The 13,967-nt window shown below is 68.4% G+C and carries 13 protein-coding genes; 8 read left to right on the forward strand and 5 right to left on the reverse strand.

The features are described from left to right. Nucleotides 1–19: 19 nt before the first annotated feature. Both frc and ACIBL3_RS38890 read right to left on the reverse strand, forming a co-directional pair. A complete protein-coding gene (frc, locus tag ACIBL3_RS38885) occupies nucleotides 20–1,246 on the reverse strand; it encodes a formyl-CoA transferase (RefSeq protein WP_396358970.1) in 1,227 nt (408 codons plus the stop codon). 12 nt (nucleotides 1,247–1,258) lie between these two features. Continuing rightward, complete coding sequence (locus ACIBL3_RS38890) at nucleotides 1,259–2,977, reverse strand: thiamine pyrophosphate-binding protein (protein WP_396358971.1); 1,719 nt, start codon at nucleotides 2,975–2,977, stop codon at nucleotides 1,259–1,261. Between the two features lie 123 nt (nucleotides 2,978–3,100). Here ACIBL3_RS38890 and ACIBL3_RS38895 point away from each other — a divergent pair, with 123 nt between their 5' ends. Beyond that, complete coding sequence (locus ACIBL3_RS38895) at nucleotides 3,101–3,379, forward strand: hypothetical protein (RefSeq protein ID WP_396358972.1); 279 nt, start codon at nucleotides 3,101–3,103, stop codon at nucleotides 3,377–3,379. Here the strand turns inward: ACIBL3_RS38895 and ACIBL3_RS38900 are convergent. Both ACIBL3_RS38900 and ACIBL3_RS38905 read right to left on the reverse strand, forming a co-directional pair. Then, complete coding sequence (locus ACIBL3_RS38900; protein ID WP_396358973.1) at nucleotides 3,310–3,861, reverse strand: hypothetical protein; 552 nt, start codon at nucleotides 3,859–3,861, stop codon at nucleotides 3,310–3,312. The genes ACIBL3_RS38895 and ACIBL3_RS38900 overlap by 70 nt on opposite strands. Nucleotides 3,862–3,899: 38 nt before the next feature. Then, nucleotides 3,900–5,276: an OFA family MFS transporter gene (locus ACIBL3_RS38905; RefSeq protein ID WP_396358974.1), complete on the reverse strand. Its 1,377-nt coding sequence runs from the start codon at nucleotides 5,274–5,276 to the stop codon at nucleotides 3,900–3,902. A gap of 136 nt (nucleotides 5,277–5,412) precedes the next feature. On the opposite strand from ACIBL3_RS38905, the gene sucC reads away from it, so the two are divergent. From sucC to ACIBL3_RS38920, 3 genes are read left to right on the forward strand one after another with little or no spacing between them, the layout of a single operon-like run. Further along, nucleotides 5,413–6,591 (forward strand): ADP-forming succinate--CoA ligase subunit beta, encoded by a 1,179-nt coding sequence (sucC, locus tag ACIBL3_RS38910; RefSeq protein ID WP_396359054.1) that lies wholly within the window; start codon nucleotides 5,413–5,415, stop codon nucleotides 6,589–6,591. Between the two features lie 12 nt (nucleotides 6,592–6,603). Further along, complete coding sequence (gene sucD, locus ACIBL3_RS38915) at nucleotides 6,604–7,500, forward strand: succinate--CoA ligase subunit alpha (RefSeq protein ID WP_396358975.1); 897 nt, start codon at nucleotides 6,604–6,606, stop codon at nucleotides 7,498–7,500. Beyond that, complete coding sequence (locus ACIBL3_RS38920; protein WP_396358976.1) at nucleotides 7,497–7,745, forward strand: NAD(P)-binding domain-containing protein; 249 nt, start codon at nucleotides 7,497–7,499, stop codon at nucleotides 7,743–7,745. The genes sucD and ACIBL3_RS38920 overlap by 4 nt, the downstream gene beginning before the upstream one ends. Nucleotides 7,746–7,849: 104 nt before the next feature. Here the strand turns inward: ACIBL3_RS38920 and ACIBL3_RS38925 are convergent, their stop codons facing one another. After that, on the reverse strand, nucleotides 7,850–8,896 hold the full coding sequence (locus ACIBL3_RS38925; RefSeq protein WP_396358977.1) for a LacI family DNA-binding transcriptional regulator: 1,047 nt from the start codon (nucleotides 8,894–8,896) through the stop codon (nucleotides 7,850–7,852). Nucleotides 8,897–9,021: 125 nt separating this feature from the next. Between ACIBL3_RS38925 and ACIBL3_RS38930 the strand changes: the two genes are divergently transcribed. Genes ACIBL3_RS38930 through ACIBL3_RS38945 form a run of 4 tightly spaced genes read left to right on the forward strand, consistent with a single transcriptional unit; the run spans nucleotide 9,022 to nucleotide 13,954 of the window. After that, complete coding sequence (locus ACIBL3_RS38930; protein ID WP_396358979.1) at nucleotides 9,022–9,927, forward strand: carbohydrate ABC transporter permease; 906 nt, start codon at nucleotides 9,022–9,024, stop codon at nucleotides 9,925–9,927. Then, a complete protein-coding gene (locus ACIBL3_RS38935; protein ID WP_396358980.1) occupies nucleotides 9,924–10,838 on the forward strand; it encodes a carbohydrate ABC transporter permease in 915 nt (304 codons plus the stop codon). Before ACIBL3_RS38930 ends, ACIBL3_RS38935 begins: the two co-directional genes overlap by 4 nt. Nucleotides 10,839–10,849: 11 nt before the next feature. After that, nucleotides 10,850–12,202: an ABC transporter substrate-binding protein gene (locus ACIBL3_RS38940; protein WP_396358981.1), complete on the forward strand. Its 1,353-nt coding sequence runs from the start codon at nucleotides 10,850–10,852 to the stop codon at nucleotides 12,200–12,202. A gap of 3 nt (nucleotides 12,203–12,205) precedes the next feature. After that, a complete protein-coding gene (locus tag ACIBL3_RS38945; protein WP_396358982.1) occupies nucleotides 12,206–13,954 on the forward strand; it encodes a beta-galactosidase family protein in 1,749 nt (582 codons plus the stop codon). The last annotated feature ends 13 nt before the right edge of the window (nucleotides 13,955–13,967 follow it).

Consider the following 13,967-nt stretch of genomic DNA (forward strand, 5'->3'; position numbering starts at 1 on the left):
GCTCCCATTCGCGAAGAGGTCAGACGACGCCGGCGGCTTTGAGTTCTTCGAGCTCGGTGGTGTCGATCCCGAGCCCGCCGTAGATGACGGAGTTGTGCTCGCCGAGACCGGGTGAGGTCTCGACCTGGACCGGGGAGTCGGACAGCTTGATCGGGCAGCCGACGGTCTTGAAGCTGCCGCGCTGAGCATGCTTCACCTCGACCACGGCGCCGAGGTCGGCCAGCGTCTCGTCCTCGATCAGCTCGCGGGTGGACATGATCGGCCCGCAGGGCACGTTCAGCGCGTTGAGCTTGTCCATCACCTCGAACTTGGTGTGCTGCTCGGTCCACTGCTCGATCAGCGCGAACATCTTGCCCAGCTTGCCGAGCCGGGCTGCCGGGGTGGACCAGTCCGGGTCGTCGGCCAGCTCGGGCTTGCCGATCAGGTTCGCGATCGGGGCCCAGCCGGGCGGCTGGACGATCACGTAGATGTAGTCGTTCGGGCCGCCCGGAGCGCACCGCAGCGCCCAACCGGGTTGACCGCCGCCGGAGGCGTTGCCGGACCGCGGCACCTCGTCGCCGAAGTGCGCGTTCGGGTACTCGCGCAGCGGCCCGTGGGCCAGCCGCTGCTGGTCGCGCAGCTTGACTCGGGTCAGGTTCAGCACGGCTTCCTGCATGGCCACGCTGACCCGCTGGCCCTTGCCGCTGTGCGTCCGCTGGTAGAGCGCCGCCAGGATGCCGGCGACCAGGTGAATGCCGGTGCCGGAGTCACCGATCTGGGCGCCGATCGCGGTCGGCGGCCCCTCCTCGAACCCGGTCGTGCTCATCGCGCCGCCCATCGCCTGGGCGACCACCTCGTAGGCCTTGAAGTCCTCGTACCGGCCCGGGCCGAAGCCCTTGATCGAGGCGAAGATCAGTTGCGGGTTGATCAGCTGCAGGCGGTCCCAGGTGAAGCCCATCCGGTCGATCGCGCCGGGGGCGAAGTTCTCCACCAGGATGTCGACGTCCTTCACCAGGTCGGTGAAGATCTCCTTGCCCCGCTCGGACTTCAGGTTCAGCGTGATGCTGCGCTTGTTGCAGTTCAGCATCGTGAAGTAGAGGCTGTCGACGTCCGGGAGGTCGCGCAGCTGCTGGCGGGTGATGTCACCGGTGGGCGCCTCGAGCTTGACGACGTCGGCGCCGAGCCAGGCGAGGATCTGGGTGCAGGACGGTCCGGACTGCACGTGGGTCATGTCGAGAACGCGGACACCTTCGAGGGCCTTGGACATGCGGGTCCTCCGTTACTTGTACATGGTCTGGTTCATGGTTCCGGGGGCGTACGCGTCCGGGTCGACCCAGACGTTGATCAGTGACGGCAGCCCGGACTCGCGGGCGCGCTGCATGGCCGGCCCGATGTCCTTGGGATCGCGGACCTCCTCGCCGTACCCGCCGAGCATCCTGGCGAACTCGTCGTACCGGACGTCGCCGAGCGTGTTGCCGACCCGGCCGCGGGCCTGGCCGTACTTGACCTCCTGGCCGTAGCGGATCTGGTTCATCGAGGAGTTGTTGCCGACGACACCGACGAACGGGAGGTTGAAGCGGACCAGCGTCTCGAAGTCCCAGCCGGTCAGCGAGAAGGCGCCGTCGCCGAACAGCGCGACCACTTCCTGGTCCGGCCGGGCGTACTTGGCCGCCATCACGAACGGGATGCCGACGCCGATGGTGCCGAGCGGTCCCGGGTCCATCCAATGGCCGGGCGACTTGGGCTGCACCACGCCGCCGGAGAAGGTGACGATGTCGCCGCCGTCGCCGATGTAGATCGAGTCCTCGGTCAGGAACTCGTTGATCTCGTGCGCCAGCCGCAGCGGGTGGATCGGGTTCGCGTCCGACAGCTGCTTCGGCAGCCGCTTCTGGTACGACGCGTCCTCCTCGGCGCGGAGCTCGGCGAACCAGGCCTTCCGGTCGCCGGCCTTCTGTACCCGGCCGGACGCCGCCTGGGTGACCGCGGCCAGGATCGCGCCCGGGTCGCCGACCAGGCCGAGATCGATGTCGCGGTTCTTGCCGACGGTGCGGTAGTCCATGTCGACCTGGACAACGGTCGCGGTCTTCGGCAGCCGGCGGCCGTAGCCCATCCGGAAGTCGAACGGCGTGCCGACGATCAGGATCAGGTCGGCGTTGTTGAACGCGTACCGGCGGGACAGGTGGAAGTGGTGCGGGTCGCCGGGCGGCAGCGTGCCGCGGGCGGAGCCGTTCATGTACGCCGGGATGTTCAGCCGGCGAGCGAATTCGATCGCGGCGTCGGTGCCGCGCGAGGTCCACACCTGGGTGCCGAGCAGCACCACCGGCTTCTCGGCCCGGACCAGCAGGTCGGCCAGCGCCTCGATGCCGGCCGGGTCGCCGATGCTCTTGGTGGACGCCCGGTACCGGCCGGGCTCGGGGACCGTCGCGGACTCGACCGGGACCGAGTTGTCCAGGATGTCGCGCGGGATCTCCAGGAAGGACGGTCCGGGGGCGCCGTTGAAGCACTCGCGGAACGCCATCGACACCATGTCGGCGACCCGCGCGGTGTGCGGCACGGTCGCGGCGAACTTGGTGATCGGCGTCATCATGTCGACGTGCGGGAGGTCCTGCAGGGACCCCATCTTGTGCTGGTTCAGCGCGCCCTGGCCGCCGATCAGCAGCATCGGGCTCTCGGCCCGGAACGCGTTCGCGACCCCGGTGACGGCGTCCGTCGTCCCCGGTCCGGCGGTGACCACGGCGCAGCCGGGCTTGCCGGTCATCCGGGCGTACCCGTCGGCCGCGTGCGCGGCGACCTGCTCGTGCCGTACGTCGACCACCGCGATGCCCTCGTCGACACAGCCGTCGTAGATGTCGATGATGTGCCCGCCGCAGAGGGTGAAGATCACGTCGATCCCCTCGGCCTTCAGGGCCTTGGCGACCAGGTGGCCACCCGAGATCGTCGTGGTCTCCGGCTCCTTCACCTCTGCGGCTGGTTGGGTCTCCGACACTGTCTGCGCCATCTGCAGTCATCTCCTCGGAAGGGCCGGGGTGCGGCTTGAATGTAGATTGCATACCGTATGGTGTAGTCGTAGTCTTATCGCACGCCGTGGTGGTTGTCCAGAGTTCGACGCCGGGAGGCTGCGATGACGATTCACGAAGATCTCGACCGGACCCGCGAAGCCGTGCAGGCGTTGGAGAAATCCCTTCTGGCGTTGAGGAATCAGCTCGGGCCGCATCTCGACGTACTGCGATTGATGGACGATCTGCAACGGTGTGCGGCGGACCTGGAGCGGCTCGAGCAACAGGTCCGCGCTCCTCGCCGGCGCGAACTGGTGGTGATCCCGGATGGCGACTACGACCACGGTTTCTGGGCAGGCGTCGAGCACGAGGGCTTAGGAGCGCCGGGCCGCCGAGCCCCATGAGCTGCGAGGCACTGTTTCAGGAGCTGCCTCAGACGTACGTCGCAGTCACTGTTCGAAACCCGGGCGGTGACCGCGACTGCTTCGGCGGCGTGTTCGGTCGCGACGAAGGTCCGGTAGAACGGCTCGCTCCAGCCGAACCGGCCGAGGACCGGCAGCCACCAGCGCGCCGCTCCCCCGGGCTCGTCGCGCCCGCTCATCAGGTGGATCGCGGTCTGATGCGCGTTCGCCAACCGGATGCGTTCGTCTTTCGTCAGCTCGCCGCCCGCCAGTGCGGTCGACACGCACAGCGCGACGACACGGGCGGACGGTTCGAAGCCGGTCTGCGCCGTACCGATGAAGCTCGGGGCCAGTGGGAGTAGGGCCTGGCGGCCGATTGAGCTGCTGTGGTCGTGCACTGCCCTGGCCACCGCGCTCAGCGTCGGGTGAACGCAGGTCGGGCGGTCCGTCCACGGTTCCCTGGCCAGCTTCGACACCAGTTCCATGACGCACGGATCGGGGCGCGCGACCCTGCCGTAGCCGTTCACTCGCCCGACCCGGCGACCGGCGTACCCAACTGCGGACGGACCGGCAGCGCAGGTCGACCTGGTTGTTTCAGGAACCGCACGATCAGCGCCGTCAGCACACCGAGCAACCCGGCGCCGAGGAACAGCGGCCGATACCCCACGGTCGCGACCAGCGAGGCGGCAACACCGACGCCGACGAGTCCACCGGCGGCCTTCGCGGAGTACAGGATCGCCTGGTTCTGCAGCAGGCTGTTCTCGCCGAAGAACTCCAGCACCAGGTTCGCCATGATCGCGTAGAACGCGCCGCCGCCCAGTCCGGCGAACATCGCGCACAACACGAACGCCCAACCCGCACCCGCCTCGCCGGCGACGACGAGCCCGACGTGCGTGAACCCTTCGACCATCAGTACGGCGGCCAGCACCCGACGCCGGCCGAACCGGTCCGAGAGGTGCCCGGCCAGCGACCGGCCAAGACCGTTGACCGCGGCAAGCATCCCGGCCGCGAACCCGGCGACCGCGACTCCCAGCTCCGCGGTGACGGCGTAGCTCACGACGAAGGCGATGCCGAAGAGCGAGAGCGCCGTACTCAGCGCCAGCGTCAGCCACATCAGTGGCAGCGCGCCGGTGCGCATCGCCTCGGCCGGGCGGTAGTGCCGGACCGCGGGGGCGTTGTGCGGGATGTTCCGGTTGAGCTTGCGGTCGATCGCCCACACCTGCGCGTCGATCTCCGCCGGCCACCAGTGCCGTGGCGGATCCTTCAGCAGCCCACCAGCGGTCAGTACGACGAGCACGGCGAGCAGCGCGGTCACGTCGAAGACGATCCGTTGTCCGGTTGTCGACTGGAAGATTGTCAACAATGCGATGCTGGGCACCGCGCCGACGGCGAACCCTCCGGTGACGAAACCGATCGTGGCGGTGCGGCGATCAGGGAACCAGCGTGCGGCCGTGGTGATGCAGGCTGCGTACACGAGTCCGGCGCCGGCTCCGCCGACCACCGCGTAGCCGAGGACGACGAGCGCATAGCCGTCCGCATGGGCGAGTGTCACCAGTCCGGTCGCGGCGAACATACCTCCGACGACGACGAGCTGGGTCGGCGTGGCACGCCGTACTCGCTGGGCCCAAGCAGCCGGGATCGCCATCAGTGCTTGGCAAGCGACGAAGATGGCGAGCAGCCACATCGTCGCGACGGCGTTCCAGCCACGTCCGTCCTGCAAGCCGATCGCGGCGGAGCCGAAGGAGTACTGGAGTGGGCTGATGGCGACCATGCACGCCCAAGTCGCCCACAGCTGCCATCGGCGGGAGTGTCCGGTCAGGTCCTCGGCGTCCTCTCCGATGCGGTACTGCCTGCCGTAGACGTCACGCACGTCCCGGGGCGTGGCCATCGCGTGATTCATATCGCCTCCTGACTACTGCATACCGTATGAGATCTGTGGTACTCCTCTGCGTCACCGTTGTCCAGAGCCCAGACCCTTGTGACGACGACTGTATACCGCATACAGTCGTCCATAACCCCTGGACATGGAGGCTGCCGTGGACCTGATGGAGTACCAAGCCAAGGAACTGTTCGCCCGGCACGGCGTCCCGGTGACGCTCGGTCGGGTGATCGAGGATCCGGCCGACGCTGCCGCGGCTGCCGCGGACCTCGGCGGGCGGGTGGTGGTGAAGGCACAGGTGAAGACCGGTGGCCGCGGCAAGGCCGGCGGCGTGAAGCTGGCGAGCTCCCCCGACGAGGCCGTGGCCAAGGCCGGCGAGATCCTCGGCATGGACATCAAGGGCCACGCCGTCCGCCGGGTGCTGCTCGCACCGGCCGCGGACATCGCCGAGGAGTACTACTTCTCCTTCCTGGTCGACCGGGCCAACCGCAACTACCTCTGCATCGCCAGCACCGAGGGCGGTGTCGAGATCGAGGAGGTCGCGCACACCAACCCGGAAGCGATCGCGAAGGTCGCGATCAGCCCGGCTGTCGGCGTGGACGCGGCGAAGGCTGCAGAAATCGTCGCGGCCGCAGGCTTTCCGGCCGGCGCGGAGGACGTCGTACGGAAGCTCTGGGACGTGTTCATCGCCGAGGACGCGTCATTGGTCGAGGTCAACCCGCTGGTCAAGCTGGGCGACGGATCGCTCGAAGCCCTCGACGGCAAGGTGACCCTCGACGAGAACGCGGCGTACCGGCACGCCGATCACGCGGGCTTCGAGGACAAGGCGGCCGCGGACCCGCTCGAGGCCGCGGCCCAGGAGAAGGGCCTCAACTACGTCAAGCTGGACGGCTCGGTCGGCATCATCGGCAACGGCGCCGGCCTGGTCATGTCCACCCTGGACGTGGTCGCGTACGCCGGTGAGCCGTACGGCGTGAAACCCGCCAACTTCCTCGACATCGGGGGTGGCGCGTCGGCGGAGGTGATGGCGAACGGACTCGGCATCATCCTCGGCGACGCCCAGGTCCGCAGCGTGTTCGTGAACGTGTTCGGCGGCATCACCGCCTGCGACGCGGTGTCGAACGGGATCGTCCAGGCGCTCGCGCTGCTCGGCGACCAGGCCGACAAGCCGCTGGTGGTGCGGCTGGACGGCAACAACGTCGAGGAAGGCCGCCGGATCCTTGCCCAGGCCAACCATCCGCTGGTGACCGTGGTGGACACGATGGACGGCGCCGCCGCCCGTGCCGCCGAACTGGCCGCCGAACTGGCCGCCCCCGTTTCGGCAGCCCAGATCTGAGAGGCGTGTGAGATGGCGATTTTCCTGACCGAGCAGAGCCGGGTCGTCGTGCAGGGCATGACCGGATCCGAAGGACAGAAGCACACCAGCCGGATGCTTGCCGCCGGCACCAACATCGTCGGCGGCGTGACGCCGGGCAAGGGCGGCCAGTCGATCGACTTCGCGAAGCGATCGATCCCGGTCTACGGCTCGTGCGCCGGCGCGGTGAAGTCTGCCGGCGCGGACGTGTCGGTCGTCTTCGTGCCACCGCGGTTCACCAAGGGCGCAGTGATCGAAGCCGTCGATGCCGGCATCCCGCTGGTGGTGGTGATCACCGAGGACGTGCCCGTCCACGACACCGCGGCCTTCTTCGCGCACGCGCAGGCATCCGGGACCACCCGCATCATCGGCCCGAACTGCCCCGGCATCATCAGCCCCGGACAGTCCAACGCGGGCATCATCCCGGCCGACATCGCGGGTCCGGGCCGGATCGGCCTGGTCAGCAAGTCGGGCACGCTGACCTACCAGATGATGTACGAGCTGCGGGACTTCGGGTTCTCCACCGCGATCGGGATCGGCGGCGACCCGATCATCGGGACCACCCACATCGACGCGCTGCAGGCGTTCCAGGACGACCCGGACACCGACGCGATCGTGATGATCGGCGAGATCGGCGGCGACGCCGAGGAGCGCGCGGCCGCGTTCATCAAGGACAACGTCACCAAGCCGGTCGTCGGCTACGTGGCCGGCTTCACCGCACCCGAGGGCAAGACCATGGGCCACGCCGGCGCCATCGTCTCTGGCTCCTCCGGCACCGCAGCCGCCAAGCAGGAAGCCCTCGAAGCAGTAGGCGTCAAGGTCGGCAAAACCCCCACCGAAACCGCCAACCTGATGCGGGCCGTGATGGCGGTCGAGGAGGTCGCGGTATGACGGCGATCGGCTTCATCGGCCTCAGGATCATGGGTTCGCACCTGTCCGCGAACCTGGTCCGCGCCGGACACGCCGTGACCGGGTACCGGCAGCTGTGGATCGGCTGGCGCAAGCCGTCTGCGGACATCGCCGGCGCCGTCAACGGCGCCGAGGTGGTGATCACGATGCTGCCCGACTCACCCGCACAACTGGTCGCCGCGGCCCGCGCCAAGGCCACGGTTCCCTCGACCACTCCGCCCTACTGAAGGTCGTCGAATCCCTCTCCCCCCGCTCACATTTCGCTGGCTAACCAGCGAAATGCTGGGTTTGCCACCCGCAACCGGGGTGGCAAACCCCCAACCTGGTGGGTCTACCCACCAAATGCGGAGGGGCGCGGCGGGGCCGTACTGCTCCGGACCACCAGTTTGGTCGGTACGGCGACCGGGTCGTGGTGGTGTTCGCCGGCTTGGATCTCGCGGATGAGCGCGTCGACGCTGAGCCGGCCCACCTCGGCGAAGTTCTGCCGGATCGTGGTCAGCGGGGGCCAGAAGTGCGCGGCTTCCTCCATGTCGTCGAACCCGATCACGCTGATGTCGTCCGGCACCACCCGGCCCCGCTCGTGCAGCGCCCGCAGCAGTCCGAGCGCCATCTGGTCGTTCGCGGCGAACACGGCCGTGACGTCCTGGTTCGCAGCCAGCTCCCGGCCGGCTACGTAGCCGGAGCTGGGCGTCCAGTCGCCGTCCAGGACCGGCGGGACCTCGCAACCACGCTGCTTCAGCGTCAGCTCCCACGACCGCCGGCGCCGGTCCGCGGCGAACGACGTCGGTGGTCCGCCGAGGTGCCACACCGTCTCGTGCCCGAGATCCAGCAGGTGCTCGGTGGCCAGCCGGGCGCCCTGAGCCTGGTTGGTGTCCACGATCGGGTAGTCGTAGTGGGCGCTCGAGTCGACCACCACGACCGGCAGCCCCTCGGGCAGCAGTACGCCGGCCTCGTCGAGCGTGTGCGCCTCGATGAGGATGATCACACCGTCGACCGCCTGCTCCCCCAGCCGGCTGAACGCGTTCGTCACCGCACTCTGGTTCACGTCGAGCACCGGTAGCAGGTTGATCGCGTAGCCGCTGATCGTGGCCGCCGCGGCGACCGCGTCGAGCGTCCGCGTCGTACCGAAGCTGTGCAGCTCGAAGACGATCACGCCGATACTCCGGAACTGCCCGTTGCGCAGCGCCCGGGCGGCGCTGTTCGGGCGGTAGCCGAGCTCGCGCATGGCGGCCTGGACCCGGTCCCGGGTGGCCGCGTCGACGTTGTGCCGCTCATTCGCGACCCGGGACACCGTCTGCCCGGACACGCCGGCCAGCCGGGCCACGTCGGCCATCGACGGGCCACGCCGCCGCCGTACCGCAGACTCCTCCGCTGACATCGGCACCCTCCTCGCTTGTCCCGCAGTGTAGACATGTTGACGTAAACACGCTACCGTCTCGGCGATCGATGTTGACGTCAACATCGCGTGTCGGCGACGAGTTCACGAAGGAGGCCGGCGGGCGCATGAGTCAGTCCGTAGCACTACGCCGGAGGCGTGGGAGGTTCGGTCAGGATGCGAAGGGATGGGTCTTCGTCGGCCCGTTCCTGGCCGTGTTCGCGCTGACCTTCCTGGCCCCGATCGGGTACGCGATCTACCTGAGCCTGTTCCGCGACCAGGCGTTCTTCGGCGGCACCGTGTTCGTCGGCCTGGACAACTACACCGAGGCGCTGCGGGACCCGAAGTTCTGGGAGGCGTTCGGCCGGGTCGCGGTGTTCCTGGTCGTCCAGGTGCCGGTGATGCTGGGGCTCGCCCTGCTGGCCGCGCTGGCCATCGACAGCGCCCGGCTGCACGGCGCGAGCTTCTTCCGGATCGTGATCTTCCTGCCGTACGCCGTACCGGGCGTGGTCGCGGTGCTGATGTGGGGCTACATCTACGGCGACAACTTCGGCCTGGCCGCGAACCTGAACGACCTGTTCGGCACCACTGCGATCCAGCCGCTGAGCGGGAGCTGGATGCTGCCGTCGATCGCCAACATCGTCACCTGGGAGTTCGTCGGCTACAACATGCTGATCTTCTACTCGGCGCTGCGCACGGTGCCCGGTGAGCTGTACGAGGCGGCCGCGATCGACGGGGCCGGCACCTTCCGGACCATCCGCGCGGTGAAGCTGCCCGCGCTCCGCGGCGCGATCGTGATCGCGACCATCTTCTCGATCATCGGCAGCTTCCAGCTCTTCAACGAGCCGAACATCCTGCGGACGCTGGCGCCGAACGTGATCACCACGTACTACACGCCGAACATGTACGCCTACAACCTGTCCTTCGCCGGGCAGCAGTTCAACTACTCCGCCACCGTCGCGATCGTGATGGGCGTCATCACCGCGATCATCGCGTACGTCGTCCAGCTGCGTGGCTCCCGGGAGGCCCTGTGACCACGACTGTGGACGCTCCGCGCGCCGTCCGTACGGCGCCTCGGACGAAGAAGACCACGACGTCGCCGCTACGGCCGCGGAAGTCGCCGCTGCTGACCGGCCTGATGGTCCTGTACCTGATCTACACGCTGGTGCCGCTGGCCTGGCTGCTGATCAGCTCGACCAAGACCCAGGCCGACCTGCTGTCCACGCCCGGACTGTGGTTCGGCAAGAGCTTCGCGTTCTTCGACAACATCAAGGACACGCTGACCTACAACGACGGCATCTTCCTGCAGTGGCTCGGCAACACGCTGCTGTACGTCGTCGTCGGGGCCGGCGGTGCGACCCTGCTGGCGACCGCGGCGGGCTACGGCCTGGCGAAGTACAAGTTCGCCGGCCGCCGGGCCGTGTTCGCGGTGCTGCTCGGTGCGGTCGCCGTACCGGGGACGGCGCTCGCGGTGCCGACGTTCCTGATGTTCTCCAACCTCGGCCTGACGAACACGGTGTGGGCGATCATCATCCCGTCGCTGGTCAGCCCGTTCGGGCTCTACCTGATGTGGGTGTACTCGACCGACGCGGTGCCGGTGGAACTGCTCGAGGCAGCCCGGATCGACGGCGCCGGCGAGGTGCGGATCTTCTTCACCGTCGCGCTCCGGTTGCTTGCCCCCGGCATCGTCACCACCCTGCTGTTCGCGGTGGTGTCGACCTGGAACAACTACTTCCTCCCGCTGATCATGCTCAGCAAACCCAACCTCTACCCGCTCACGGTCGGGCTCACGCAGTGGAGCAACCAGGCGACCGGCGTGGGTGCCCGCCCCATCTACAACCTGGTGATCACCGGCTCGCTGCTGACCATCGTGCCGCTCGTGATCGCCTTCCTCCTTCTCCAGCGGTTCTGGCAGTCGGGCCTGTCCGCCGGGAGTGTCAAGTGAAAGGGAACAGCATGAAGTCACACCGGCGGGGCATCCGGCAACTGGTGGTTGCCGGAGCCGCACTCATGGCCCTGGCAGTGGTAGCTGCCTGCGGCGGCTCGGACAGCTCCGGCAGCGGCGGCAGCGGACAGGCCACGGGTTCGCCCGACGCGGTCGACGCTGCACTGAAGGCCGGCGGCACGATCACCTACTGGAGCTGGACGCCGTCGGCCGAGGCCCAGGTGAAGGCGTTCATGGCGCAGTACCCGAACGTGAAGGTGAACCTCGTCAACGCCGGCACCGGCAACGACCACTACACCAAGCTGCAGAACGCGATCAAGGCCGGATCCGGTGCCCCGGACGTGGCGCAGATCGAGTACCAGGCGCTGCCGCAGTTCGCACTGCCAGGCTCGCTGGTCGACCTGAATCAGTACGGCTTCACCCAGTACGAGTCGGCCTACACTGCCTCGACCTGGGCGGCCGTGCACGCCGGTGACGGCCTCTACGGCCTGCCGCAGGACTCCGGGCCGATGGCGCTGTTCTACAACAAGGAGGTCTTCGACAAGTACGGCATCGCCGTGCCGAAGACCTGGGACGAGTACATCGCCGCGGCCAAGAAGCTGCACGCGGCGAACCCGAAGTCCTACATCACCAACGACTCCGGTGACGCGGGCTTCACCACCAGCATGATCTGGCAGGCCGGCGGCCAGCCGTTCAAGACCGACGGCAAGAACATCACCATCAACCTGCAGGACGAGGGCTCCAAGAAGTGGACCTCGACCTGGAACCAGCTGGTCGAGGGCGGTCTGGTGTCGCAGATCCCCGGCTGGACCGACGAGTGGTTCAAGGCGCTCGGCGACGGCACCATCGCCACGCTGCCGACCGGCGCCTGGATGCCCGGTGTGATGGAGGCGTCGGTCAAGGCCGGCGCGGGCAAGTGGGCGGTCGCCCCGATGCCGACGTACGACGGTCAGCCGGCCACCGCGGAGAACGGCGGCAGCACCGAGTCCGTCCTGAAGCAGAGCGCCAACCCGGCGCTGGCCGCGGCGTTCGTGCGCTGGCTGAACCACGACGAGGGCGTCAAGCCGTTCCTCGCCAGCGGCGGCTTCCCGGCCACCACGAAGGACCTGAAGGACCCGGCGTTCGTGGACAAGACCAGCGCGTACTTCGGTGGCCAGCAGATCAACCAGGTGCTCACCGGTGCGGCCGACAACGTCGTGAAGGGCTGGAGCTACCTGCCGTACGAGCTGTACGCGAACAGCATCTACGGTGACACGGTCGGCAAGGCGTACCAGTCCAAGTCCGACCTGAACACCGGTCTGCAGGCCTGGCAGGACGCGCTGGTTGCGTACGGCAATCAGCAGGGCTTCCAGGTGAACGGCTGATCCGTGTCCCCATTCGCGATCGGTGAGTCCGACTTCCTCCTCGACGGCCGGCCCTTCCGGATCCTGTCCGGTGCGCTGCACTACTTCCGGGTGCACCCGGACAGCTGGGCCGACCGGATCGAGAAGGCCCGCCTGATGGGACTCAACACCATCGAGACGTACGTGCCGTGGAACGCGCACAGCCCGGCTCCGGGCGTCTTCGACACCTCCGGGATGCTCGACCTCGAGCGGTTCCTGCGGGAGATCGCCGACGCCGGGCTGTACGCGATCGTCCGCCCCGGCCCGTACATCTGCGCGGAGTGGGACAACGGCGGGCTCCCTGCCTGGCTCTTCCGGGAGCCTGGCATGGGGGTCCGGCGGTACGAGCCGAAGTTCATGGCCGCGGTCGAGGAGTACCTGCGCAACGTGCTCCGGATCGTCGAGCCGCTGCAGGTCGACCGGGGCGGTCCGGTCCTGCTGGTCCAGGTCGAGAACGAGTACGGCGCTTTCGGCGACGACCCGACGTACCTGAAGTCGGTCGCCGAGATCATCCGCAACGCCGGAACCACCGTGCCGCTTGTGACCGTCGACCAGCCGGTCGACGCGATGCTGGCGGCCGGTGGGCTGGACGGCGTGCTTCGGACCGGTTCCTTCGGGTCGCGGGCCGACGAGCGGCTCGCGACGCTGCGCAGGCACCAGCCGACCGGGCCACTGATGTGCATGGAGTTCTGGGACGGGTGGTTCGACCACTGGGGTGGGCCGCACCACACGACCGGTGTCGCGGAGGCCGCCGCCGAGTTGGATGCGCTGCTCGCGGCGGGTGCGTCGGTCAACATCTACATGCTCCACGGCGGCACGAACTTCGGGCTGACCAGCGGAGCCAACGACAAGGGCGTCTACCGGCCGACCATCACGTCGTACGACTACGACGCCCCCTTGGACGAGGCGGGGAACCCGACCGCGAAGTTCCACGCCTTCCGCGACGTCATCTCCCGGTATGCGCCCGTCCCCGACGTTGTCCCGGCGTCGGGGCCGGCCGCGCCGGAGACCTCCGCGGCACTGGGCTCGCCCATCCAGCTGCTCGCCGACCCGTCGGCATGGGGTACGGCGTCGCAGCATGACGTCATGCCGACGCTCGACGAGCTGGACGCCCAGCTGGCGCTGTTCGCGACGTCGATCGACATCGACCACCCGATGTTGCTCAGCGTGGACGAGGTGCGGGACCGGGCGTACGTGTTCCTCGACGGCGATCCGGTCGGCGTCCTCGATCGGGAACGTCACGATCGGGCGCTGATGGTGCCGCGTGGACGGGGTCGGCTCGAGATCGTCGTCGAGGACCAGGGCCGGGTGAACTACGGGCAGCGGATCGGCGAGCCGAAGGGGCTGATCGGTCCGGTGCACCTCGGAACCACGGAGTTGACCGGCTGGACGGCTCACGTGATCGACCTGGCCGCCGTACCGGGGTTGTGGGACTCCGTGGGCCGGACGCCGGATGCCCCCGGGGTCGGACCCACGGCTTGGCGGGCTGGTTTCGAGGTGGCCGAGCCGGTCGACCACTTCTTGTCCACGGTTGCCTGGGGCAAGGGCATCGCGTGGGTGAACGGCTTCTGCCTCGGGCGCTATTGGCGCCGGGGGCCGCAGGAGACGCTGTACGTGCCCGGCCCGGTACTGCGGGCCGGCCGCAACGAGCTCGTCGTACTGGAGCTCGACGTGATGGCCGAGCCCGTCGCCCACTTCGTGTCCGGCCTGTCGTTGGGGCCGACGGAACTCTAGATGGAACAGGTGG

It is taken from the genome of Kribbella sp. NPDC050124, from assembly GCF_044460355.1.
In the GTDB taxonomy this organism is placed as follows: Bacteria; Actinomycetota; Actinomycetes; order Propionibacteriales; family Kribbellaceae; genus Kribbella.